The following is a 23,564-nucleotide window of genomic DNA, read 5'->3' on the forward strand; positions in this document are numbered from 1 at the left end:
CAGTTGCTGGTACTGCAATCATTGACGATTTTCGCGAAAATTTCCACCGAAAGCCGCGAGATTCGAATATGCTTCCATGCGAGTGGTGACCCGCGCAGCGACGAGCGGCGACGATCGGCAGAGCGTCCGACCGGCTCCGAAGCCCGTGCGGCGCGGATCACTCGCTGTCCCAACGCTGTCATCACAGGAGCACAACATGCGCGTCGGTATTCCCACCGAGATCAAGAACAACGAGAACCGTGTCGCCATCACCCAGGCCGGCGTCTTCGAGCTGAAGCGCCGCGGCCACGAGGTGCTGGTCCAGGCGGGTGCCGGCCTCGGCTCCGCCATCACCGACGCCGAGTACGTCGCGGCCGGTGCCACGATCGTCGAGACCGCCGAGCAGGTCTGGGCCGACTCCGACATGATCCTCAAGGTCAAGGAGCCCATCGCGGCCGAGTACGACAAGATGCGCAAGGGCCAGGTGCTCTTCACCTACCTGCACCTCGCAGCGGACAAGACCCTCACCGAGAAGGTCCTCGAGTCGGGCACCACCGCCATCGCCTACGAGACCGTGCAGGCCGGCCGCGCGCTGCCGCTGCTCGCCCCCATGTCCGAGGTCGCCGGTCGTCTCTCGGTCCAGGTCGGCGCGCACTCGCTGATGAAGGCCAACGGCGGCCGCGGCATGCTGCTCGGCGGCGTCACCGCGACCCGTCGCGGCAAGGTCGTCGTCATCGGCGGCGGCGCTGCGGGCGAGCAGGCCGCTCGCATGGCCTTCGGCCTCGGCGCGGACGTCACCGTCATCGACATCGCCCTGCCCCGCCTCAAGCAGCTCGAGGACGAGTTCAACGGTCGCATCCAGACCCGCACCTCGAACGCGCACAACATCACCGAGGCGCTCAAGGAAGCCGATCTCGTCATCGGTTCCGTGCTGATCCCGGGCGAGAAGGCGCCGAAGCTCGTCACCGACGAGATGGTCGCGCAGATGAAGCAGGGCTCCGTGCTCGTCGACATCGCGATCGACCAGGGCGGCTGCTTCGAGAACTCGCACCCGACCACGCACGACGATCCCACCTTCCCGGTGCACAACTCGATCTACTACTGCGTGGCGAACATGCCGGGCGCGGTCCCCGAGACCTCGACCGCGGCGCTCACCAACGCCACCCTCCCCTACGTCGTCGCACTCGCCGACAAGGGCTGGGTCGCCGCGCTCAAGTCCGATGAGGCGCTCGCCAAGGGCCTCAACGCCCACGACGGCGTGCTGACCTTCAAGGGCGTCGCCGACGCGTTCCCGGAGCTCGCATTCTCGAGCGTCGAGGACGTGCTCGCGAACGCCTAAGCGTTCACGCACTGCGCAGGCGGGGTCCGTTCCGAGAGGAGCGGGCCCCGCTGCTATTCTCGGTCAGCCCCGAAACCCGCACATCGCCGTTCCCTCCGAGGAGTCTCATGGATCTGAAGTTCAGCTTCGCCGACCGGCAGCCGGCCGCGCATGACCACGACGCTGAGGGCGCCGCGATGCCGCCGGGAAGCCGCGCGCTGCCGTTCAGCACGGCTCCTTCAGCGACGAGCTCGGAGCTGATCCTGCGCGTGTCGCGCGCAGGCGGAGACGCCGCCGACAGCCCCGTGATCGGCGAGGCGCTCTCCGGCGACGGCGTGAGCTATGGACGCTCCGAGGTTCGCCTGCGCGGCGCCGCGGGCGATCTCGAGGCGCTGTCGGCGACCGTGCGATCGGCCACGGCCCGCGTCGTCGCCGAGCTCGGCGATCCGCTGTCGAGCTCCATCACCCGCCTCGAACTCGCGCTGGACGGCACCGAGGCCTCCGTCGCGGCCCTGCTCGCGCTCGATCCGGGATCAGGCCCGGGCGAACTCGCTCGCGCCTCGGAGGCGTTCCAGATGCGCACGGGGCTGGCCGTCGGCACGCCGGTCGTGCAGGCGGGCTGACCGGCCCGTCCGGCTCGTCACATCCCCGGGTCGACGACGCCCCGGCCGCTACCGTCGCACCACCATCGGAGTCCCCGTCACCGGGTCCTCGATGACGACGGACTCGATGCCGAACACCTCGTGCATGCGCTCGGGCGTGATCAGATCGGCGGGTGCGCCCGTCGCGACCACGCGACCGTCCTTCATCAGCACGAGGTGGTCCGCGTACCGGGCGGCTTGGTTCAGGTCGTGCAGCACGGCGATCACCGTCTTGCCGTCGGCGTTCAGCCCGCGCAGCAGGTCCAGCAGCTCGAACTGGTGCGCGATATCGAGGAAGGTCGTCGGCTCGTCGAGGAGCATGACGGGTGTTTGCTGGGCGAGCAGCAGCGCGACCCACACGCGCTGGCGCTGCCCGCCGGAGAGCTGGTCGACGGCGCGGCCCGCCAGTTCCTCGGTGCGGGTCGCCGCGAGCGCCCGCCGAGTGGCCTCCGCGTCGGCCGCGGTCCACCGGCGCAGCGGAGTGTGATGCGGATAGCGTCCGCGCGAGACCAGATCGGCGACGCGCATCCCCTCGGGAGCGACCGCGTCCTGCGGGAGCAGGCCCATCCGGCGCGCGAGTTCCTTCGTGCCGTATTCGGCGAGCGCCCGCCCGTCGAACAGTACCTCGCCGGACACGGGTTTGAGCACGCGCGCGAGCGCGCGCAGCACCGTCGACTTCCCCGACGCATTGGGTCCGAGGATCACGGTGAACGCGCCCGCCGGCAGATCCAGGTCGACTCCATCGACGACGATGCGATCGTCGTAGGCGACGACGAGCTCACGCGACTCGAGCGCAGGGACGGGGACGGGGACGGGCATGCGATTCCTTCGAACGAGAGTCCGCCCGGGAGCGGGGCGCTGACGCGCCGCGCTCCCGGGCGCAGCCAGAGTGTCAGCCGAGCAGCTGCTCGACCTGATCGATGACGAGCCCGGCGCCCACGACGCCGATGCCGACCATCCAGGTGTCGTCGTCGACGGAGAACGCGTTCTTCGCTTTGACCGCGGGGATGCCGCCCCAAAGGCCGGTGACCTTCCGCTCGGTGGTGGCCGCGGGATCGCCGCCCGGGCTGGTGTAGAAGACCACGTCGCCATCGATCTGCTCGTACAGCTCCGGGCTGAGCTCCATCATCGAGTACTCGTTCCAGGCGCGCTTCGCCCCCAGGTCGAAGCCCATCTCGGTGAGGAGGGTGCCGGAGAAGGTCCCTGGCCCGTAGAGCCGGAAGTTGTCCGAGCGGAAGCGAACGATCGACGCCGTCTTGCCCGACGCGCCGACGTCCTTCCCGACCGCGGCAGCCCGCTTCTGCACGTCGGAGACGAGCCCGTCCATCTTCTTCGACTGGTTGACCGCTGCGGCGGTCAGTTCGGCCTGTTCGGTCCAGTTCGTGCCGGTGTCAGCCGAGAACACCGTCGGCGCGATGGCGGACAGCTCGTCGTACAGGGCTTCGTGCCGCACCTTCGATCCGATGATGAGGTCCGGTGCGAGGTTGGCGATGGCATCGATGTCGGGCTCCGCGATGAACCCCACGGGCTTCGTGGTCTTCAGCTTGTCGGCGAGGTATGCGGGGAAGCCGCGGCCGGCGCCGATCTCGGGAGCGCCCACGGGCGTGATCCCGAGCGCGACGAGCGCGTCCAGCGGCGGAGAGTCCAGCACCACGATGCGCTCCGGCACCGAGTCGAACTTCTGCTCTCCCATGGCGTGGGTGACGGTGTAGCTCGATGCCGCGGTCGCGTCAGGCTCTGACTTTCCGTCGGGAGCGGCACTGCAGGCCGTGGCGAGCAATGACAGTCCGAGGAGGCCGGCCAGCACTGCCGGGATGCGGAGACGACGCAGGGAGATTCTCTTCATGAGACTTCATCCTATGAAGGTTTGGGTAGGCTAACCAAATATGTCTTCCGATTCCCTGATCACGCGTCGCGTCGCGCCGGCGAACCCGCGGCGGACGCGGCAGCCCTGGGGCGTGATCGTGATGGCCCCGGCGCTGCTGGCGATCGCGCTGGTGCTGAGCCTCGCAGTCGGCGCCCGTTTCGTCCCCTTCGATCAGGTGGTGCTGTCGCTACTCGGCAGCGGCGACCGGAACGTCGCGAACATCGTGGGCGAGCTACGGGTCGCCCGCACGGTGAACGGCGTGATCTGCGGCGCCGCGCTGGGCGCGGCAGGTGTCCTCATGCAGTCGTTGACGCGGAATCCGATCGCGGACCCCGGCATGCTCGGCGTGAACGCCGGGGCCTCCTTCGGGGTGGTCGCGGGCCTGTCCCTGTTCGGTGCGCTCGGCTCGGGCGGGATGATCTGGCTCGCGCTCGCGGGCGCGGCGCTGGCCTCGGGGGTGATCTTCTGGTTCTCCGGCTCGCGTTTCGCCGCAGCATCACCGGTGCGGCTGGTCCTGGCCGGCGTCGCGTTCTCCGCCATCCTCGGCGGCGCGACGCAGGCGCTCGTGCTCTCGGACGAGCGTGTCCTCGACCTCTTCCGCTTCTGGCGGGTCGGGTCGCTCTCAGCGCGGCCGGCTGACGAGGCGCTGCACCTCGCGGCGTTCGTCGTCGTCGGCGCGGTCCTGGCGCTGGCCCTTGCGCCCGCGCTCAACATGATGGCGCTGGGCGACGACAGCGCGATCGCCCTCGGAGCGCGTCCGGGCCTGGTCCGTGCCCTCGGGCTGATGTCGGTCGCCCTGCTCTGCGGAACCGCCACCGCAATCGCCGGACCGATCTCGTTCGTGGGCCTCGTCGTCCCCCACCTGCTGCGCCGGATCGTGGGACCGGACCTGCGCCTGATCATGCCGCTCTCGCTCCTGGTATCCCCCGCCCTGCTCCTGCTCGCGGATACGATCGGCCGCGTCATCGGACGGGGCGCGGAGGTGCAGGTCGGCATCGTCATGGCGTTCGTGGGTGCGCCCCTGCTGATCGTGTTCGTGCTGGGACGACGCCGGGTGAGGCTGTCGTGACCGCGCTCACCGAGCACGACCTCGTCCTCACGGGCCGCCGCTGGTCGGCACGGCTGAGCCGTCGAGCGCTGCTCGTCGGTGCTGCACTGGTGCTCGCACTGCTCGCGCTCTGCGTCACGGCGCTCATGGTCGGCGAGTACGTCGTCACTCCCCACGCCCTGATCCGCACGCTGCTGGGCGATCCGCCCGCTCGCTTGGACGGGTTCTTCGTGCTCGGTCGCCGCCTCCCGAGGGCGCTCGTGGCGATCGTGGTGGGCATCTGCTTGGCGGTCGCCGGCGCAGTTTTCCAGACCCTCACCCGGAATCCGCTGGCGAGCCCGGACGTCATCGGCATCAGCGGCGGAGCTTCCGTCGGCGCCGTGACGGTGTTCCTCGTATGGGGCGGTTCGATCGGTCAGGCTGCGCTCGGCGCGGTCGTCGGCGCGATCATCATGGCCTGCTGCATCGTGCTGCTCACCGCGCGCTCCGGTCTGCACGGAGTCCAGCTGGTCCTCACCGGCATCGCGCTCTCGGCGCTCGCGATGGCCGTGGTCGACTACGTCCTGACGCAGGTCTTCGTGGCGAGCGCGACGACGGCGCAGACCTGGCTGATCGGTTCGTTGCAGGGGCGCGGATGGTCGGATCTGCTGCCGGCCACCGCAGCGCTGGTCCTCATCGCGCCGCTTCTGGCCTGGGCAGCGCCCGGGGCCCGGCTGATGCCACTGGGCGACGCGATGGCCACCGCGCTCGGCGTGCGAGCGGAACGGTCGCGCTGGATCCTGCTCGTCGCGGCGACCCTGCTCGTCGCGGCCGCGGTCGCCACGGCCGGCCCCGTCTCCTTCGTCGCGCTCGTCGCGCCGCACATCGCGCGCCTGCTCAGCGGCACGACGAGCTTCGTTATCGCCGGGCTCGTGGGCGCCGTCCTCCTGCTCGCGAGCGACCTCCTCGCGCTGTACGTCTTCCCGGCGCCCATTCCCGTTGGCGCCGTCACCATCACCCTCGGCGGCGCATTCTTCCTGTGGCTGCTGTTCAGAGAAGGAGCCCGCCGTGGCTGAGAGCCCCCGCACATCGCCCAGCCCGGTCCGGCGGTCGCCGCGACGCACGAGACGGGTCGGCGCCCGCGTGTTCCCCGCGACCGTGACGGCGGTCGTCGACCTCACCCCGCACATGCGGCGCCTCACCCTCACCGCGCCGGAGTTCGCCGATTACGCCCCCAACGGTCCGGACGAGTACCTCGGCCTGATGATGCCGCGCGACGACAGCCGCGACCTGCGTCTGCCCGCGGACGACGCCGACAACATCCGCGCCGCCGTCGCGGGCCTCCCGGAGGAGGACCGCCCGGACCTGCGCTGGTACACGCTCCGCGCGCACCGGCCCGAGGCCCGAGAGATCGACGTCGACTTCGTCGTGCACGGCGACGAGGGCCCCGGCACCCGATTCGCCCGCCGCGCCGCCGTGGGATCCCGTCTGGGAGTTCGCGAGTGCACCGCCCTGTACGCCCCCGAGGCGGACGCTCGCACTCGTGTGATCGTGGGAGACGAGACGGCGATCCCGGCCATCGCACGTATCCTCGAGGTCGGCGGGGACGCGGGGGCCCGCGTGTTCATCGAGGTCGGCGACGATGCCGACCGGCAGCCGTTGGGCGACGCCGTGACCTGGGTGTCGCGCGGTGAGGATCGCCCCGGGAGCCGTTTGATCGACGCGGTGCAGCGAGCCGAGCTGCCGACGCGGATCGACTACGCCTGGGTCTGCGGTGAGCGCCTGGCGGTGCAGGAGATCCGGCGTCTCCTGGTGCAGCGCGGCGTCCCGAAGGGGCGGATCACGTTCTCGGGATACTGGCGGCTCGGCGAGGCCCGTCTGTGATCCGGATCGCCTTCGCGCATCCCCCGCCCGTGCACCGGCCCGTTGCCGGGCGGACCCGCGTCACCCGGCAACGGGAGAAGTGGTCAGGACGCCCCTGCGCGAGCCGATAGTGTGCTGCGCAGGGGGTTCTTGCATCCGAGACGAAGGAGTCCGACCATGGCCAGCGCGACCGACCTGTTCCTGTCCGGTGACCACGAGCACGCGAAACAGCTGGTGCACGCCGCGCTCATCGCCCAGGGCTTCGAGGTGTCGCTCACGCCGACGCGCGGGTTCCATGCGCGACGCGGCAGCCAGGCGCTCACCGTGCTGTTCGGCGGGCTCGCCGGCGGCAAGTTCCAGGTCACGTTCCTCATCGAGTTCATGGTGACCGAGCAGGGCCTGCTGGTCGCGCGGATCTCGCGCAACATGACGGGCGGCGCGCTCAAGGGCGGCGCGGTCGGCGCGGTGAAGACCTCGAACGCGTTCGACGAGACGGTCGCCCGCCTGCAGGAGGCGCTGATGCGCGACGGCGCGTTCGTCTCGCGCCTCGACCACCAGTAGCTCGGGACTCCGGCGCGGCGCACGAGTCGCGCGCGACGCTGCCCCGGCCGGCGTCAGTCCTTGGATCCCTGGAACCGCAGGATCCGGCTCAGCGCCTCCTCGACCGCGGCCTCGCCCGCCGCGAAGGACAGCCGCACCGTGCGGGTGCCGTGCACCGGATCGAAGTCGACGCCGGGCACGACCGCGACATCGGCGCCGTCGAGCAGTGCCCTGGCGTAGCCGAGCGAGTCGCCGAATCGTTCGAGCTGCGGTCCGAGGTCGGCGTAGAAGTAGAACGCGCCGTCCGAGGGGGCCGATTCGCCCCACCGCAACGCCGGTTCGGCGTCGAGGATCAGTGCGCGGGCGCGGGCGAACCCCGCGACCACCGCGTCGCGCTCGGCGTACCGCTCCTCGGAGAACGCGCCGAGCGCGAGCTCCTGCGCGGGCGCCGGCGGCGAGAGGGCGAAGTTCGAGGCGAGCGCCTCCATCGGGGCGATGAGCGATTCGGGCAGCACGGCCCATCCCAGCCGCCACCCGGTCATGCCCCAGTACTTCGAGAAGGAGTTGATGGCGATCGCCTCGGAGTCGAGCTCGACCGCGCTGACGCCACGGGCATCGGGACTGCCCGGCTCGGCGTACGTGATGCCGTGGTAGATCTCGTCGCTGATGAGCCGCACCCGCTGCTCCGCGCACCACTCGACGAGCGTCGAGAGCTCCGCGCGGCTGAGCATGGATCCGGTCGGGTTGGCCGGCGAGGCCACGATGAGGCCCGCGAGCGGCCCGTGGGCCGCGACTGCGGCGTCGAGCAGCGCGGGAGTCGGCTGATACCGGGTTTCGGGCCCGGTCGGGATCTCGACCACGTCGACCCCGAGCGAACGCAGGATGTTCCGGTACGCCGGATAGCCGGGGCTCGCGAGCGCGACCCGATCGCCGGGATCGAACGCTGCGAGGAACACCAGCTGGAACGCGCCGGAGGATCCGGTGGTGACCGCGACCCGCGCGGGGTCGATCGACACGCCGTGCCAGTTCGCGTAGTGCCCGGCGATCGCTGCACGCAGCGGCGCGGTCCCGAGCGGGCTCGTGTAGCCCGCGGGTTTCAGCATGCCGGGCGCGGGGCGCGCGCTGGGTTCGCCCGCGCACAGCGAGACGATGTCGCGACCCTCGGCACGCCGCCGCTCGACCTCGCCGGTGATCTGCATGACCTCGAAGGCGGGGATCACCGAGCGCCGGGAAGCGCCGAGCCCGTGCGGGGCATCGGCGGCGCTCGACGGCGGCTCGGCGGCCTCACCCTGCGCCCGTGCGGGGTGGGGCGGCAGGCTGGGAGGCGGGGTCTTGAAGGGTCCTCGGGCGGCCATCAGCGGCTCCTCTCGGGTGACGACACGGTCGGATTCCGGTGCGCGGATGCACCGCTCGGCACGGCTGCGCCCACGTGCCGGACGAAGATGATGAGCCAGGCGAAGATGACACCTGCCACGACGAGCTCGAACGCGGCGAGGTTGTAGTAGCCGAGCGGCCAGAACAGCAGCGCCGCGAAGACGATCGCCGCGAGCACCACGTCCGAGAACAACAGGAACACCCGTGTGAACCCGTCGAGCAACCAGCGCAGACCGATGAGGATCGCGCCGAAGACGACCGCCATCCCGGTGGCGAAGGTGTTGTGGACGATGAGGTTGAGGTTCACCGGCACGATCCCGACACCGGCGAGGCAGATCCCGATGATCTGGAACCCCCAGGCGACCGCGCGCGCGTTGCGGGTGCGGCTGGGCGGTGCAGCAGCGGCCCAGGCCTCGAGATCGATGAGCAGCGTGAACGCGAACGCGGCGAGGAGGAGCCCGCCGAGGAACAGCGTGAGATTGAACACGAGTCCGCTGACATCGGTTCCCGCGCCGAGCTCGCTGAAGTGGAAGTGCCACCACTCGGCGTCGGAGGTGGTGAGCATCGCCACCACGATGCCCCCGGTCAGGAACATCGACAGCAGCATCGAGAGCTCGGCGGTCGTGATCTTGGCCGCGGAGACGGTGACGAGGTACGCCGTACCCGCGGCGACGATGACGGAGGCCACGGTCGAGGTGAGCTGATCGAGCTGCACTCCGAAGAAGCCCTGCGACAGCACCGCGAACACCATGCCGATGCCGATCACGGCGATGCCGCCGTGCACGAGCGCGACGGCGGCGATTCCGACGAAGCGCTGCGTCCGGGCCGCCCGGAGCGACCAGGACGCCGGGGCTCGCATCGGTGCCCTCAGCTGCTCGGCGATCGAGCTCGCGATCGCCACCAGCCCGGCGAGCAGCGTGCCGATCGACCCCGTCGAGATCGCTCCCCAGAGGGGGTGGGTGCCCGGGCCGAACACGACGAGCCCGACGAGGATCGCTGCGGCGGCCGCCAGGGTGGCCGCGCCCAGGGCTCGGGCCTCGACTCGAGCCTGGTGCGAGTCGGCACCGCCGCTCGCGTCTCCCGGATACAGCAGCTCGAGGGCTGTTTCGATCGCACGCGGGATGCGAGCGCGAAGGCCGGCCCGGCGCTGAGCCGCACCCGTGTCTTGCGCGTCCGCGTTCATGCGTCCCATCCTGGCACGCACCGCCCGCCGGCGGCGATGCCGGCCGATGCGCTGGAACGGCCTCCGGCTTCCGGGGTCATGGCCTACCGTGAGAGGTCGAGCCGTGCTCTTCGAGCCGCAGGTATCCGCTCAGCGCCGCGACGCCCTCGGCGCTCATCGGCAGCCCGTCCCCGAGCCGGCTGGAGCTCACCAGGTGGGTGGCCCATTTCGCGCGGCTGATGGCGACGTTGAGGCGGTTTCGCAGCAGCAGGAACTCGAGCCCTCGGGGAACGTCGTCGGGGCTCGACGCGGCGAGGGTCACGACGGCGAGCAGGGCCTCCTGCCCCTGGAAGCGGTCGACGGTGCCGACGCGCACTTCGGCGCACCCGATGTCAGCGAGACGCTCCGCGACGCATTCCACCTGCGCGTTGTATGCCGCGACCACGATGATGTCGTCGGGAGTGAGCGCGCGCTCCCCCAGTCCGGTGTCGCAGCGCCCGCGTTCGAGTGCATCGCGCACGATGCCGGCGACCACCTCGGCCTCCTCGACCGAGTGCGTGGTGTTCGCGGAGTGCTCGACCTCGTGCCGGACCAGGCCCGGCCGGCCGATTCCGCTCGCGCGCACCGAAGCCGTGCTCGGATGGGCGCGCAGCCGGCCTCCGTACGCGAGCTCGGAGACCACCTCGGTGAGCTCCGGGCGCATGCGCCGGGTCTCGGCGAGGAAGTATCCCAGGTCCTCGGGCATCGTCTCGTGATCGCCGAGCAGCCAGCCGAGGGCGGAGGTGTCGACCGGTTCGGGGTGCGTGCCCTGGGACACCTGCGGCAACTGCTGCGGGTCGCCGAGCAGGAGCAATCGTTTGGCGCCGACCGATGCCGCGATGGTCGGGGCGAGCGAGAACTGCCCGGCCTCGTCGATCACGAGCAGGTCGAGTTCGTGGCGCGCGACGCGGGTCGGGTTGCTGAAGTCCCAGGCCGTGCCGCCGAGCACGCAGCCCAGGCTGGCCGCCTCGTGCTCGCGGAGGAACAGCCGATGGGTGTTGCGTCCGAGCGCCCGGAACGCCGGCTCCGCGGCGTCGTCGGCCCGACCGCTCTGCGGGACCTTGCCGACCTGTTCCGCTGAAAGGCCCGCGGCGACGACGCCCTCGAGGACGTGCTCGACCACCCGGTGGGACTGCGCGACGACGCCGATCCGCCAGCCGTCCTCCTCGACCAGTCGACGGATGACGCGCGCGGCGAGGTAGGTCTTGCCGGTGCCCGGAGGGCCCTGGACCGCGAGGGAGGAGCGGTCGAGTTGCCGCAGAGTCGCCGTGACGGCACCGATCGTGCGGGCCGCGTCGTCGCCGCCACCGGCGACGAGCGCGAGCTCGCTCGCCGGATCGACGATCGGAGCGCCGGCGCCGAGCACCGGCGCCGCTCTACGGATCAGGTCGACGACCGGGTCGCGCGGGAGTTCGCCGCGGTCGAGCGCCGCGGCGAACTCGCGTCCCCAGGCTTCGATCGCGCCCTTCTGCTGACCGGCGTGCGGAGGCGGTCCGGGCACGAGCGCGACGGGGAGCACGTCGAAGGGCGTCGCGTCGCGCGGCAGCAGCTCCTCCACGAGCACTTCATCGCCGTCGCGCTCGACCACCGTGACCCGGGAGGCGCTGCGGGCGCCGGGCTCGACGCCGCGGGTCGCGAACGGCGCGGGTGCCTCGTAGAGCAGGTAGGCCTGACCGCCCGGACGGAGCGAACTGCCGGGCGCGAGCGCACCGCGCAGCCGGATCCGCCGCCGCAGCGCGCGCGCCCGCGGTTCGTCCGGGACATGCCAGTCGTCGGAGACCCGGCTGAGCAGTGCGTCGACGACGAGCACATCGCGGGTGTCCGCCCAGTCCTCGACGGGGTCGACGAGCCGCGCGTAGTGCGCCCACCAGAACGACTTCTGTTCGCGCTGGTGGTAGTCGATCGCGCTCGAAGCGAGCGCCGCGGTCTTGGCGATCGCGGGGTCGGAGATCTGCGCGGCGTGCCGCCCGAGCGCCTCGGCGATCGGACTCAGCCGGAGCTCGGGCTCCTCGTCGTCCGCCGGCAGCGCCTCGGGGAACGGCTCGACGCCGTGCTCCTGCGCGATCCCCCGCAGCCAGTCGCGCAGCCGCAGCGTGGAGACGCAGTCGTAGCGGTTGTAGTCCGCGATCGCGGCGAGCCGGCGTTCGCCCTCGGCGCGCTCGGCCGGGTCCGCCGAACGGAGCTGCTCGCTCGCCTCGGCGAACTCGGTGACCGACTGCGCGCCGCTCGTCACTCCGTCGGCGTCGCGCAGCTCATCGCCCATGTAGAGCGGTTCCAGCTTCTTGATCGAGTAGGAGCGGGTGCCGATGCGCAGCGCCTTGCGCACGATCGGGTAGAGGTCCACCAGCACGTGCTCGCGCAGCAGGTCGTCGACCTCGGCTTCGCCCACCCCGTGGCGGGCCGCGATGCTCAGCAGGTGGGTGCGCTCGTACGCGGCGTAGTGATAGATCCGCATGCCGGGGAAGTCGATCCGGCGCTGGCGCACCAGTTCGAGGAATCGCAGCAGGGTGCGCTTCTCGGCGTCGAGATCGTGGGCCCAGAGCGGCAGGAAGCGTTCCTGCTCGTCGACCGAGCCGAAGAGGTAGTCGATCCCCCAGCGAGCGTCGTTCGCGTCCCCGGGCTCGCGGTACATCGGGTCGCCTTCGAAGTCGAAGAACAGGTCGCCGGGGTTCGGCCGCGGGATCGCTGCGAGCGCGGCGGCATCGATGACTCGGAACGGCGGGAGCTCGCCCGCCCGTGCGTCGAGCTGCACGCGGGCCTGTGCGGCGAGCCGTTCGAGCACGTGCAGACCGATGCCGGGCACCCGCTCGGACTCGGCGATGCCGCCGACCGCCCGGAATCCTTCGGCGGGCGGATCCACGGTGCCGTCGAGCTCGGCGACCGCTTCGATCCGGTCGAAGCCGGCCGCGACCAGGCGGTTGCGCTGGGCCGCGGTGATCCCGGCGATGAGCAGGGGGTCGCGGGTGCGCTCGACCTCGGGCAGGCACACCTCGCACCGGCCGCATGCCGCGATGCCCTCGGCGCCCCAGCCGATGGGAGCCGCCGACTCGCGCGCGCCATCGTCGCCGACCGCCGCGTAGCGGTCGAGCAGGATCCGATGCATGCGAGCGCGCCGCGCCCGGAACACGGGAGCGATGTCGGCGAGCCGATGCCGCGAATGCGCGCCGTCGCCGAGGATCAGCGTCGCCTCAGGAGCGACGGGGATCCCGGTTCGCTCGAGCTGCTCGGCATAGGCCGCCAGCTGCATGAGCGCGGTCGCCTTCGCGCGCCGCGCGAGCTTCGTGTCCTGCACCTCGTAGCCGTCGGAAGCGGTCAGACGCAGGAAGTCGGCGAAGCCGACGAAGCCGATGGCCGGCTCACCGGCGTCGGGATCGGCAGCGCGCTGGGCCGGGTCGAAGAACGTCGCTTGGAAGACCAGCGCCGCGCGAGCCTCGAGCGCCGCGGTCGTCTGCTCGGCGACGTCGAGCAGCTGGGCCTCACCCATGCTCTCGGGTCGAGGGATCTCGACGACGCCCGCCGCCCCCGTTCCGAGCTCCCCGCGGTAGGCCGCGAGGGTCCGTTCCTCGTGCTGATCGCCGAGACGGGCCGCCCGTGCGAGCATCGGATCGTCGTCAGGTGGCACCTCGACCGCGCGTCCCAGCTTCGCGTCGACCCGCCGCAGGAACGCGAACTCGCACGCGCTGGCCGCGGTCAGGTCGGTCGCGCTCGTGACGAGGCGCGCCTCTCCGTCAGCACCGCGCTGCACGAACATGCGTTCTCCCTCCGAGTCGCCTCCCGGCGATCGCCGAGGTCCATCCGACGCTATCGGTGCTCGCCGACATTCGCCGACGGCGGTGCCCGCTCAGAGACGGGCCAGGGTCTCGATGTCCTCCGAGAACGCCGACTGCTCCTCCTCGGAGACGGTCGCACGGGTGACCTCGAGCGCCGCGCGGTAGTCGGCGGTGTCGAGCCGGGTGCGATCGGTCTCGAGCACCGCGCCCTCGGCGCGCAGCACCCGCGCCAGCGCCTCCTGCGACGCGCGGCGGGCCGCGTACTCGATGTCGGCGGGGGTCAAGCCGTCGCTCTCCGCGACGAGGACGCCGAAGTCGATCGAATCCGAGATCTCGCCGGGCACGTACCGGCGCCAGATCGCCTCGCGCGCCTCCGCGTCGGGAAGCCCGATCGGCAGCACGTAGTCGAATCGGCCGTGGCGCAGGAACGCGGCGTCGAGCGCCCGGACGAAGTTGGTCGCGCAGATGAGCAGCTGGCCCTCGCGGTCCCGGAAATCGGCGACGATCTTGAGCAGCTCGTTCGTGACGCCCTGCGTCGGAGACGGCGGGTCGCCTCGGCGCTGCGACGCGATCTCCTCGACCTCGTCGATGAACACGACCGCGTGCTCCAGCTGCTCGATCCGTTCGAAGACGTTGCGCAGCGACGCCGCCATCCCGCTGCCGGCGTCGCCGAGACGCGACGGGAAGACTTCGACGAAGGGCCAGTCGAGGCGGGAGGCGACCGCCTTCGCGAAGGTGGTCTTGCCCGTTCCGGGAGGCCCGAACAGCATCACCGCGTGCGGCGGGACGACCCCGTAGCGATCGGCGAGGTCGGGTTCGGCGAGGGGCGCCACGAGGCGTTCCTCGAGCAGCTGCTTCTCGTGCCGCATGCCGGCCACGTTCTCCCAGAGGTGGCGCGGCAGCACGCGTCCGCCGACGTCCTTCAGCAGGTCGAGCTCGCGGCGCTGCACCGGCATCTGCCGCTCCAGATAGCGCAGCCCGTAGCGCAGCTGGAAGCCGTTCGAGGTGAGCAGCCCCAGCCGCCCGCCCTCGGGCATGAGCACCGAGAGGGTGGACAGGCCGAGCGGCGCCATCTTGCGCTCGAGCGCGTCGAGCAGTGCTCCCGACACATTCTCGGAACGGGCGTCCTCGGAGATCCCGAAGAAGACGACCCAGCCCTGGGCGTGGGCGGCCCGACCGACGGCGGCCGCCACGATCCGGTCGCCGCGCACCGCAACCACCGCGTGGTCCTCGCGGCAGGACGCCGTGACCTCCGCGAGCGAGTAGACCGGCTGGTCGACGGTCGAGCGCACCTCCCACCAGAGGCGCACGACCCCGTCGAGGTCGTCGTCGTGGAATTCGCGGATGCGGATGCGTGTCATGTGGGAATCATGCCAGAGCGGATCGCTCCGCCGATACCCGTCCGGTATCGCCGTTCCCGCGTCCCGGTCGAACCTTCCGCGCACGCGCTGCGCGAACGCGTCGCGCGCGCGGGCGCGCCAGCATGCAAGACTGGAAGCAGTTCAGGTCACGCCCGACCCCAGGACGCGAAGCCCGAAGGTGCCAACGACGATGCTCGACACTCTCCACAGACGCCGGTCCACGGCGGCCCTGGCGCTCGGCGCCGCGCTGATGATCGCCCTCGCGGGCTGCAGCGTGGCCAGTACCGGATCGAACACCGCCGGCGGCGCCGACGACGGATGCACCCCCGTGGTGGTCGCCACCTCGTCCGAGAAGGTCAACCTCATGGAGGCCCTCGGCGAGCAGTTCAAGAAATCGTCCGAGCACCAGGGGCTCAAGACGTGCGCCACCGTGCGCCCCGTCAACGTCGCCTCCGGCAAGGCCGCGCAGTATCTCTCGGACTCGACGAAGGAGTGGAAGCTCGGCGCCGACACCGCTCCGAGCGTCTGGTCCCCCGCATCGACCGTCTGGACCGACCGGGTCGCCTCCATCTCGGGCGAGCAGGTCGTGGCGGGCGCCGAGAGCTTCGCGAAGACCCCCGTCGTGTTCGGGGTCCCCGAGTCGATGGCGCGCGCGCTCGGCTACCCGGCCAAGCCCGTGAGCATCGCCCAGATCAAGGGGCTCATCGAGAACCCCGAGGGCTGGGGTGCGCTCGGCAAGTCGATCTGGGGCTCCTTCAAGATCGCGAAGACCAACCCCAACACCTCGACCACCGGCCTCTCGATGCTCCTGATGCAGAGCTACGCGGCCGCGGGCAAGGCGAAGGATCTGACCACGGGCGACGTGCAGAAGGCGGAAGCGTTCAACAAGGCCTTCGAATCGGGCGCGATCCACTACGGCGACACCACGGGCAAGGTGCTGCAGAACCTCGCCGACAAGACATCCGGCAAGGGCTCCTCCTACGTCAGCGCGATCGCGCTGGAGGAGACCTCGCTCTACAACTACAACATCGGCAACCCCGACTCGCACACCGTCCAGCCCGGCGAGACCCTCACGCCGCCGTCCGAGAAGCTCGTCGCGGTGTACCCCGCCGAGGGATCGATGTGGAGCGACAATCCGGCGGTCGTGCTGAACGCCGCCTGGGTGACGCCCGAGCAGAAGAGCGCGTCGCAGGCGTTCGTGAAGTTCTTGCACACGCCCGAAGCGCAGAAGCTGCTGCCGAAGTACGGCTTCCGTCCGCTCGACGATTCGGTCGACGTCAGCCAGTACCTGAACGACAAGGTCGGCATCGACCCGAAGCGCCCGACGGTCGCGCTCCCCCAGCCCTCGCCCGAGGTCGTCTCGGCCGCGCTCGACCAGTGGACCGCGATCCGCAAGCCGTCGGCGATCCTGCAGCTGATCGATATCTCGGGCTCGATGGACGAGGGCATCGGCGGCGGCAAGACCCGCCTCGACGGCGCGCTCGCCGGCTCGACCACGACGCTCGGCCAGGTGCGCCCCACCGACGAGATCGGTGTCTGGGCGTTCACCACCGGCCTCCAGTCCAAGATCGACGGGAAGAACGTGCCCGGCGTCGCCGTCGTGCGCCCGTTCGGCCCGCTCGGCGGTGACAAGGAGGGCCTGAAGAACGAGATCGAGGACCTCGCGAACAGCCAGCGCGCGGGCACTCCCCTGTACGACGCCCTGTCGTCGGCCTACGACTACATGAAGCAGCACGCCGAAGAGGGCCGGATCAACGCGATCGTCGTGCTCTCCGACGGCGAGGACACCGATTCGAGCACCACGCTGAACTCCCTGATCCAGCGCATCAACGCGGATCAGAAGGAGGGCGGCAACCGCAAGCCGGTGCGGATCTTCGCCATCGCCTACTCGAGCGCAGCGGACAAGTCCTCGCTCGAACGGCTCGCGAAGGCCTCCGGCGGACAGGTGTTCGACGCGAGCGACCCGACGAAGATCACCGAGACCTTCCAGTCGGTGATGAACAACTTCTAGGCGGTCACGGTGAGCACAATCGAACAGATCATCCAGGTCTGCGGCGACCGTGCCGTCTGCCTGGTCGACGGCGCCTCGATCTCGAACCCGGACGCGCTGGCCTCGGTGCTGCCGAGCGGCGCACGGGTCCTGGTGATCCCCGCCCCGGATCAGGCCCAGAGCGTCTCCTCCGGAACGGTCGCGACCCAGTTCAAGGCAGCGACCGGCGCCCAGACGGTCGTCGTCATCGAGGACCGGGCGAAGGACCGCTTCGGAGTCGCCTCGAACGGGGACGCGAACAGGATCGCGACCGAGCTGAACTCGCAGAATCTGCCCGACGGCGGCGAGGCCGTCGCCAACATCGCGAGCACGCTCGTCTCCGCAGGCCCCGCGCCCTCCGGCGGCCAGGGCGATGGCGGTGCCCCCTGGATCGTGGGTGCCGGAGTCCTGATCCTCGTGGCGGTCGGCGCGGCGGTCACGACATTGCTGATCCGCCGCTCCCGTAATGCGAAGCGCGCGGTCGGAGCCTCGCGCGCGCTCGAGAAGCAGCTCGAAGCCGCCCTGCACGGTGAGAACGGCGAGTTCGTCCGCGATGCGATCGACGAGCTCCGCCGCCTGGCCGGGGCCTACCCCGAGCTCGGTCCCCGTCTGAGCGGGCTGTCCGAGCATCTTTCCGAGCTGTTCGTCCGGGTGCGCAGCCGCGGAACGGATCAGCAGCTCCGGCTGCTGCTCGTCCAGTACCGCGACACCCTCTCCAAGCTTCTGAAGGCACTCGCCGACGACTACTACGGCGATGTGCAGCGCAACCCCCAGTACTGGAGCAACCCCCAGGGCCGGCTGACCGAGGTGCAGCGCGCCGTCGATTCCGTCGACCAGCAGGCCGTCGAGAACATCCGGCAGGTCAACGAGTCGCGGGACCTCGAATTCAAGGTCGCCCTCGACTCCCTCATCAAGGCCGTCAACGATGCGAAGCTGTCCGACGTGTACAGCGATCGCGACCCGAGCAACCCGCAGAGCTAAGGACCCGACATGACCGATCCCACCGGCACCGAACCCACCATCTCCGTCGACTTCGCGCAGCTGCTCGAACCCGCCGACACCCGCGCCGCCGAGGTCCCCGGCTCCGCCCTCGAGGCCGCCGTCGCCGAGGCGCCCGCGAGCGACATCGAGTCCGCGGCGAAGACGCCCGCCGACGCGGTGTTCAAGTTCCGCAGCCTGCTCACCGAGCAGCAGCTCGCCGACCTGCAGCGCGGCGCACCGGCGCTCGCGCAGAAGTTCGTCGCCGACGTGAACCAGATCGTCACCTTCGGCGGGCCGGTCATGCAGAAGCTGAACAGCGCCTCCGTGCAGCTGCTCGACGCCCAGCGGAACATCCGCGTGCCCGAGGCCGATGCCATCGTCAACGACATGCTCCGCACCATGGACGGCTTCGAGAAGAAGTGGCGCTCGCAGAAGCTCGAGGACGCGGCGAACGCGATCGTCGGCTGGTTCAAGAAGGGCAAGTACACCCTGAGCACCATGATCCGCGAGTCGAAGCCGATCTCCGACAAGATCGACCTCGCCGAGCTCAAGCTGCAGGAGATGGAGAACGCGCTCGCCGACAACATCGCCCGCGGTCAGCTGCTCCACGCCCAGACGCTCGAGCACATGGACGACGTCGTCGCCGTGCTCGCCGCGCTCGAACAGGTCATCGAGGTGCTCCGCACCGAGTTCGACGAGGCCGACACCGCGCTGCGGATGGCCGAGACCGCCGGCACCGAGTCGACGACCTACCAGGGCAAGGTCATCTCGGTGAGCGAGCTGCGCGAGATCCAGAGCAACCTCTCCCTCGTGCTCTCGGAGACCGAGAAGACCTGGGCCGACTGGCGCTCGCAGTTCTTCCTCGGCTTCGCGCACGCCCCCGCGACCCGCAACCTCGTCGTCACGACCTTCGCGCTGCGCCGCCGCCTCGCGACGTTCCGCACCATGGGCCTCCCCTCCGCACGTCAGTCGCTCGCCCTCTGGCAGCAGGCGGCGTTCGCCCGCGAGGGCGCCGAGATGGGCGCCTCGATCCAGGAGGGCACCAACAAGCTCATCCAGGGCGCGTTCGCCGAGACCGCGAAGTCGGTCGAGACGGTCGCGAACGCCTCCCAGATGCCCGTCATCACCGAGGAGACGATCTGGGCCGTGATCGATTCGGTGAAGGCGCAGTGCGCAGCCATCGTCGAGGCGGATCGCGCGGGCCGTGCCCTGCGCGCGCGCAACATCCAGGCGCTCGAGCGCGGCGAGTCCGTCATCGAGGACGCGGTCGTGGCCTCGCAGCGCGCGGTGGCGAACGGATCCCGCGGCGATGCGGCAGGATCCGTCACGCGCGGTTCCGGTGCCGGATCCACGACCGACCCGGGTGCCGACCTGCTGGGCAAGCTCACGAGCTGAGCCGGTGCCCGGGAACGACCCACGGGCCGCTCCCGGGCACGTCCGCTAGACTGGACCGAGAGGTCGCGCCGATCCCAGCGTCGGCGGGCCCCACGTCGCTGAATTTCAGAGCTCGCGCATCGCGAATGCGCCAGGGCCGACCGACTCTTCCGCGGCGAACGGATGCGCGAACCCGCGCACTCGCCGACTCGGCCACGCCCAGCGACTCGATCCCACAGCGGATCCTGCGGACGCGCGCCGGACCGACACGAAAGCAGCACTCGCTCACGTGACCACCGACCAGACCACGCCCTCGTTCATCGACCTTGGCGTGCCCGCACCCATCGCGCACGCCCTCGACAAGAACGGCAAGACCAGCCCCTTCCCCATCCAGCGCGACACGCTCCCCGACACGCTCGCCGGCCGCGACGTGCTCGGCCGCGGCCGCACGGGTTCGGGCAAGACCATCGCGTTCGGCATCCCGCTCGTCGCGAACCTCGCCGATGACGCCGCCAAGAAGCGCAAGCCGAGCCGGCCGCGCGCCATCGTGCTCGCCCCCACCCGCGAGCTCGTCACCCAGATCGCCGAGACCGTCAAGATGCTCGCCGACCCCGTTGGCGTCAAGGTCACCACGATCTTCGGCGGGATCCCCCAGCGGCGCCAGGAGGCCGCGCTGGAGGCCGGCGTCGACATCGTCGTGGCCGCCCCCGGCCGCCTCGACGACCTCATGAAGCAGGGCCTCGTCGATCTCGGCGGCGTCGAGATCACGGTGCTCGACGAGGCCGACCACATGGCCGACATGGGCTTCCTGCCCGTCGTCACGCGGATCCTCAACAAGACCCCCAAGCAGGGGCAGCGTCTGCTCTTCAGCGCGACCCTCGACAACGGGGTCGACAACATCGTGAAGAGGTACCTCCACGATCCGATCCTGCACTCGGTCGACGCGGCGGAGTCCCCCGTGCCCCAGCTCACGCACCACGTGTTCGAGGTCGCCGGCAAGGACCAGAAGGAAGCACTCATCGAGGCCCTGGCCTCGGGCACGGCGCGACGCATCTTCTTCACGCGGATGAAGCACCAGGCGAAGAAGCTCGCGAAGCAGCTCACCGCTCGTGGCATCCCCGCCGTCGAGCTGCAGGGCAACCTGTCGCAGAACGCCCGTGACCGCAACCTCGCCGAGTTCGTGAGCGGCGCGGCCAAGGTCCTCGTCGCGACCGACGTCGCGGCGCGCGGCGTGCACGTCGACGGCGTGGAGCTCGTCGTCCACGTCGACCCGCCCGTCGAGCACAAGGCGTACCTGCACCGTTCCGGTCGCACCGCGCGCGCCGGCAACGAGGGCGACGTCGTCACCCTCGTGCTGCCCGAGCAGCGGGGCGAGATGCGCCAGATCATGCGCGCGGCCAAGATCCGGGTGACCCCGAAGCCGGTGAACCCGATGGCGTCGAACATCGATCCCGAGGTGCTGTCGCTCATCGGCGAGGTCGCCCCGCGCATCGACCCGAAGGAGACCGAGCGTCGCCGTGCCGCCGCGCAGGCGGAGCAGCAGCGCGCCGCCGGTCACGCCCCGTCGGGCGAGGGCAAGTCCCAGGGCGCCAACGCGAAGCGCAAGCGCTCGCGCGGCGGCCGCGGACGCGGTGCCGGCGCCGAGGGCGGGACCGGCGCCGCCGGTGCCGCGAACGGGCGTTCGGGCGCGGGATCGAGCGAGGGCGGCGCGGGATCGCGCGGCCGTCGCGGCGGCAACGGCGGCCGCGGACGCGGTGGATCGGGCGCATCCAACGGTGGCGGTTCGGGCGCATCGCGCCAGGGCAGTTCCACCTCGGTCTACTCGACCAGCACCGGCGGTGGCCAGGCCCCCGCACCGCGTCAGCGCCAGCAGGGATCGCGCCGCGCCCAGCGCCCCAGCGGGCTGTAACGGCCCGCCCCATCGTCATCCTGCGCGAGCGTGCGAGTCGCAGGGTCCCGCGACTCCTCCGTCGCGCAGGATGACGATTCAGTCCCGCCCTACAGCGGATCCCCGTCGACGTAGCGCCAGCGCTCCGGGGCCGTCGCGGCGAGCCCGTCACGATCCTTACGGAACCGGCTGCGCTCGCGCTGCTCGAAGCGCCCCTCGGACGTCCGCCCGATCGCGGTGAAGACGACGAGGCCCTCGCGGTCGAAGGGACCGCCGCGCTCGGTCGTCTCGACGAGCAGCCGGCGCCACTGCACCTCGGGATCGAGTTCCAGCGACGCCGGGCGCGTGCTCGGGTGCCAGGAATCGAGCAGGTACGCCACCAGTCCGAGCGCGAAGGCGCTGTAGCGGGACCGCATCAGCCGCTCCGCGGTCGGCGCCGGCTCCCCCGCGTGCAACGGTTCGCAGCACTCGGCGTACCTCGTGCCCCGCCCGCAGGGGCAGGGCAGGGCCGAAGCCTCGCTCACAGCTCGCCGCGGAGCGTGCGCTGCATGGTGTCGAGGCGGATCACACCGAGCTCGAGCGCGTCCCGATGGAAATCGCGGATGTCGAACTCTCGGCCGGCCTCGCGCGCCCGTGCCGCGTACTCGTCGCGCTGCTCCTCCCAGATGCGCTGACCGATCTTGTAGGACGGGGCCTGGCCCGCCCAGCCGAGGTAGCGGTTCACCTCGAACTTCACGAATCCGTCGTTCATGTTGACGTTCCCGCCCATGAACTCGAACGCGTACTCCGTGGTCCAGGCGCCGTTCCCGTCGGGCCGCTGCTTGCCGAGGTGGACGCCGATGTCGAGCACCACGCGGGCGGCGCGCATGCGCTGCCCGTCGAGCATGCCGAACCGATCGGCGGGATCATCGAGATAGCCGAGCTGTTCCATGAGACGCTCGGCGTAGAGCGCCCACCCCTCGGCGTGGCCGGAGGTGCCCGCGAGCTGACGCCGCCAGCCGTTCAGCAGGCCGCGGTTCACGACCGCCTGCGCGATCTGCAGGTGGTGTCCGGGAACTCCCTCGTGGTAGACGGTGGTCAGCTCGCGCCAGGTGTCGAACTCGGTGACGCCCTCGGGCACGGACCACCACATGCGGCCGGGCCGCGAGAGATCGTCGCTGGGGCCGGTGTAATAGATGCCGCCCTCCTGCGTGGGCGCGATGCGGCACTCGAGGGTCCGGATCTCGGCGGGGATGTCGAAGTGCGTCGCGCCGAGCTCGGCGACGGCGCGGTCGCTGGTCTCCTGCATCCACCGCTGCAGCGCGTCGGTGCCGTGGAGCTTGCGCGAAGGGTCGGCGTCGAGCTTCGCGATCGCGTCGGCGACGATCCCGGGACGCACCGAGCCTCCGACGATCTCGGCGGCGATGCGCTCCTGCTCGTCGCGCATGCGTGCGAGCTCCTCGATGCCCCACTCGTAGGTCTCGTCGAGATCCACCGATGCCCCGACGAAGCGCTCGGAGGCGAGCGCGTACCGCTCGCGCCCGAAGCCGTCGGTCTCGGTCGCGCGCGGGGCCAGGTCCTGCTCGAGCGCGTCGGCGAGGTCGGCGTACGCGCTACCGGCGAGCGACGCCGCCTCCGAGAGCTCCTGCGCGAGCGACGTCGGCACCGCGTCGCCGGCAGCGGCACCGCGGACGGCGATCGCCTGGAAGAACCCCTCGGCGGATCTCCCGACGCCCGCGGTGCGGCGCAGCTGCGCCGCGACCTCGAGCACCTGGCGCCGGGCGGGGACGAGCCCGCGTTCGGCGCCGAGGTCGAGCGATTCGCGGTAGCCGGCGAGCGCCGCGGGAACCGCGCGCATGCGCTCGGCGAGATCGGCCCAGTCGGACTCGCTCTCGCTCGGCATCAGATCGAAGCTGTCGCGCACCTGCTGCGCCGGCGACTCGATGACGTTGAGGTCGCGCAGGGCCTCGCCGGCGTCGTGCTGGGCGAGCGAGAGCCGCAGCTCGGATGCCAGGTCGGCGCGGGTCACCGCATCGACCGCGTCGACCGGGGTCTCGGCCTCCACCGCGGCGAGGACGGCGCGCTGCGCCGCGGCGACCGCGTCCGCTCCCGCGGGCGAGAAGTCGGGCAGCAGGCGGTTGGATTCGGACCGCCCGAGATACGTGCCGGTGATCGGGTCGAGGGCGACGACATCGTCGACCCAGCGCTCGGCGATCCGGTCGATCTCGGTCTGCGGACGGTTCGGGCGCGGAGCGGTCTGATCAGTGGTCATGCTGTCGATGCTAACGATCCGGGGCCGCGTCCGGGCTGCGGGATCGCCGTGCGGCCGCTGCTTCCTGCGGGGGTCGTGGCGCCGGTTCGCGGGAAACGCT

At 71.0% G+C, this 23,564-nt stretch carries 18 protein-coding genes; 10 read left to right on the plus strand and 8 right to left on the minus strand.

Features of this window, described 5'->3' with window-relative positions; all coding sequences use genetic code 11:
* The first annotated feature begins 196 nt into the window (after positions 1-196).
* Positions 197-1,318: an alanine dehydrogenase gene (gene ald / locus BMH31_RS05280; protein WP_099723744.1), complete on the plus strand. Its 1,122-nt coding sequence runs from the start codon at positions 197-199 to the stop codon at positions 1,316-1,318.
* A 107-nt stretch (positions 1,319-1,425) separates the two neighbouring features.
* Positions 1,426-1,920, plus strand: a complete 495-nt coding sequence (locus BMH31_RS05285) for a hypothetical protein (RefSeq protein ID WP_099723743.1) — start codon at positions 1,426-1,428, stop codon at positions 1,918-1,920.
* A 48-nt stretch (positions 1,921-1,968) separates the two neighbouring features.
* Here BMH31_RS05285 and BMH31_RS05290 read toward each other — a convergent pair whose 3' ends face one another.
* Both BMH31_RS05290 and BMH31_RS05295 read right to left on the minus strand, forming a co-directional pair.
* The gene (locus BMH31_RS05290; RefSeq protein ID WP_099723742.1) at positions 1,969-2,757 is read right to left on the minus strand and encodes an ABC transporter ATP-binding protein; all 789 of its coding nucleotides are present in this window, start codon (positions 2,755-2,757) and stop codon (positions 1,969-1,971) included.
* Positions 2,758-2,830: 73 nt separating this feature from the next.
* Entirely contained in the window at positions 2,831-3,784 is a 954-nt protein-coding gene (locus BMH31_RS05295) for an iron-siderophore ABC transporter substrate-binding protein (protein WP_099723741.1), read from the minus strand.
* 40 nt (positions 3,785-3,824) lie between these two features.
* On the opposite strand from BMH31_RS05295, the gene BMH31_RS05300 reads away from it, so the two are divergent.
* From BMH31_RS05300 to BMH31_RS05315, 4 genes are all read left to right on the plus strand, one after another.
* Positions 3,825-4,874: an iron chelate uptake ABC transporter family permease subunit gene (locus BMH31_RS05300; protein ID WP_099723740.1), complete on the plus strand. Its 1,050-nt coding sequence runs from the start codon at positions 3,825-3,827 to the stop codon at positions 4,872-4,874.
* The gene (locus tag BMH31_RS05305; protein ID WP_099723739.1) at positions 4,871-5,908 is read left to right on the plus strand and encodes an iron chelate uptake ABC transporter family permease subunit; all 1,038 of its coding nucleotides are present in this window, start codon (positions 4,871-4,873) and stop codon (positions 5,906-5,908) included. The genes BMH31_RS05300 and BMH31_RS05305 overlap by 4 nt, the downstream gene beginning before the upstream one ends.
* On the plus strand, positions 5,901-6,716 hold the full coding sequence (locus BMH31_RS05310; protein WP_241898147.1) for a siderophore-interacting protein: 816 nt from the start codon (positions 5,901-5,903) through the stop codon (positions 6,714-6,716). The genes BMH31_RS05305 and BMH31_RS05310 overlap by 8 nt, the downstream gene beginning before the upstream one ends.
* A 156-nt stretch (positions 6,717-6,872) precedes the next feature.
* On the plus strand, positions 6,873-7,256 hold the full coding sequence (locus BMH31_RS05315) for a hypothetical protein (RefSeq protein ID WP_099723738.1): 384 nt from the start codon (positions 6,873-6,875) through the stop codon (positions 7,254-7,256).
* Positions 7,257-7,309: 53 nt separating this feature from the next.
* Here BMH31_RS05315 and BMH31_RS05320 read toward each other — a convergent pair whose 3' ends face one another.
* From BMH31_RS05320 to BMH31_RS05335, 4 genes are all read right to left on the minus strand, one after another.
* A complete protein-coding gene (locus tag BMH31_RS05320; RefSeq protein ID WP_099747418.1) occupies positions 7,310-8,434 on the minus strand; it encodes an aminotransferase class I/II-fold pyridoxal phosphate-dependent enzyme in 1,125 nt (374 codons plus the stop codon).
* A gap of 155 nt (positions 8,435-8,589) precedes the next feature.
* Positions 8,590-9,792: a hypothetical protein gene (locus tag BMH31_RS05325; RefSeq protein WP_099723736.1), complete on the minus strand. Its 1,203-nt coding sequence runs from the start codon at positions 9,790-9,792 to the stop codon at positions 8,590-8,592.
* A 76-nt stretch (positions 9,793-9,868) separates the two neighbouring features.
* Positions 9,869-13,561, minus strand: a complete 3,693-nt coding sequence (locus BMH31_RS05330; RefSeq protein ID WP_099723735.1) for a bifunctional RecB family nuclease/DEAD/DEAH box helicase — start codon at positions 13,559-13,561, stop codon at positions 9,869-9,871.
* A gap of 90 nt (positions 13,562-13,651) precedes the next feature.
* Entirely contained in the window at positions 13,652-14,941 is a 1,290-nt protein-coding gene (locus BMH31_RS05335) for an AAA family ATPase (protein ID WP_099723734.1), read from the minus strand.
* A gap of 190 nt (positions 14,942-15,131) precedes the next feature.
* On the opposite strand from BMH31_RS05335, the gene BMH31_RS05340 reads away from it, so the two are divergent.
* From BMH31_RS05340 to BMH31_RS05355, 4 genes are all read left to right on the plus strand, one after another.
* Complete coding sequence (locus BMH31_RS05340; RefSeq protein WP_241898148.1) at positions 15,132-16,952, plus strand: substrate-binding and VWA domain-containing protein; 1,821 nt, start codon at positions 15,132-15,134, stop codon at positions 16,950-16,952.
* A gap of 9 nt (positions 16,953-16,961) precedes the next feature.
* Entirely contained in the window at positions 16,962-17,951 is a 990-nt protein-coding gene (locus BMH31_RS05345; RefSeq protein ID WP_099723733.1) for a hypothetical protein, read from the plus strand.
* A 9-nt stretch (positions 17,952-17,960) separates the two neighbouring features.
* A complete protein-coding gene (locus tag BMH31_RS05350) occupies positions 17,961-19,346 on the plus strand; it encodes a toxic anion resistance protein (protein WP_099723732.1) in 1,386 nt (461 codons plus the stop codon).
* Positions 19,347-19,614: 268 nt separating this feature from the next.
* Positions 19,615-21,234, plus strand: coding sequence for a DEAD/DEAH box helicase (locus BMH31_RS05355; protein WP_099723731.1), 1,620 nt, complete (start codon positions 19,615-19,617; stop codon positions 21,232-21,234).
* Between the two features lie 89 nt (positions 21,235-21,323).
* Here BMH31_RS05355 and BMH31_RS05360 read toward each other — a convergent pair whose 3' ends face one another.
* Both BMH31_RS05360 and BMH31_RS05365 read right to left on the minus strand, forming a co-directional pair.
* Positions 21,324-21,737, minus strand: a complete 414-nt coding sequence (locus BMH31_RS05360; protein ID WP_158234955.1) for a YchJ family metal-binding protein — start codon at positions 21,735-21,737, stop codon at positions 21,324-21,326.
* Positions 21,734-23,464 (minus strand): DUF885 domain-containing protein, encoded by a 1,731-nt coding sequence (locus tag BMH31_RS05365; RefSeq protein ID WP_099723730.1) that lies wholly within the window; start codon positions 23,462-23,464, stop codon positions 21,734-21,736. The genes BMH31_RS05360 and BMH31_RS05365 overlap by 4 nt, the downstream gene beginning before the upstream one ends.
* Positions 23,465-23,564: the final 100 nt, after the last annotated feature.

The organism is Leucobacter sp. OLIS6, assembly GCF_002752355.1.
GTDB lineage: Bacteria > Actinomycetota > Actinomycetes > Actinomycetales > Microbacteriaceae > Leucobacter.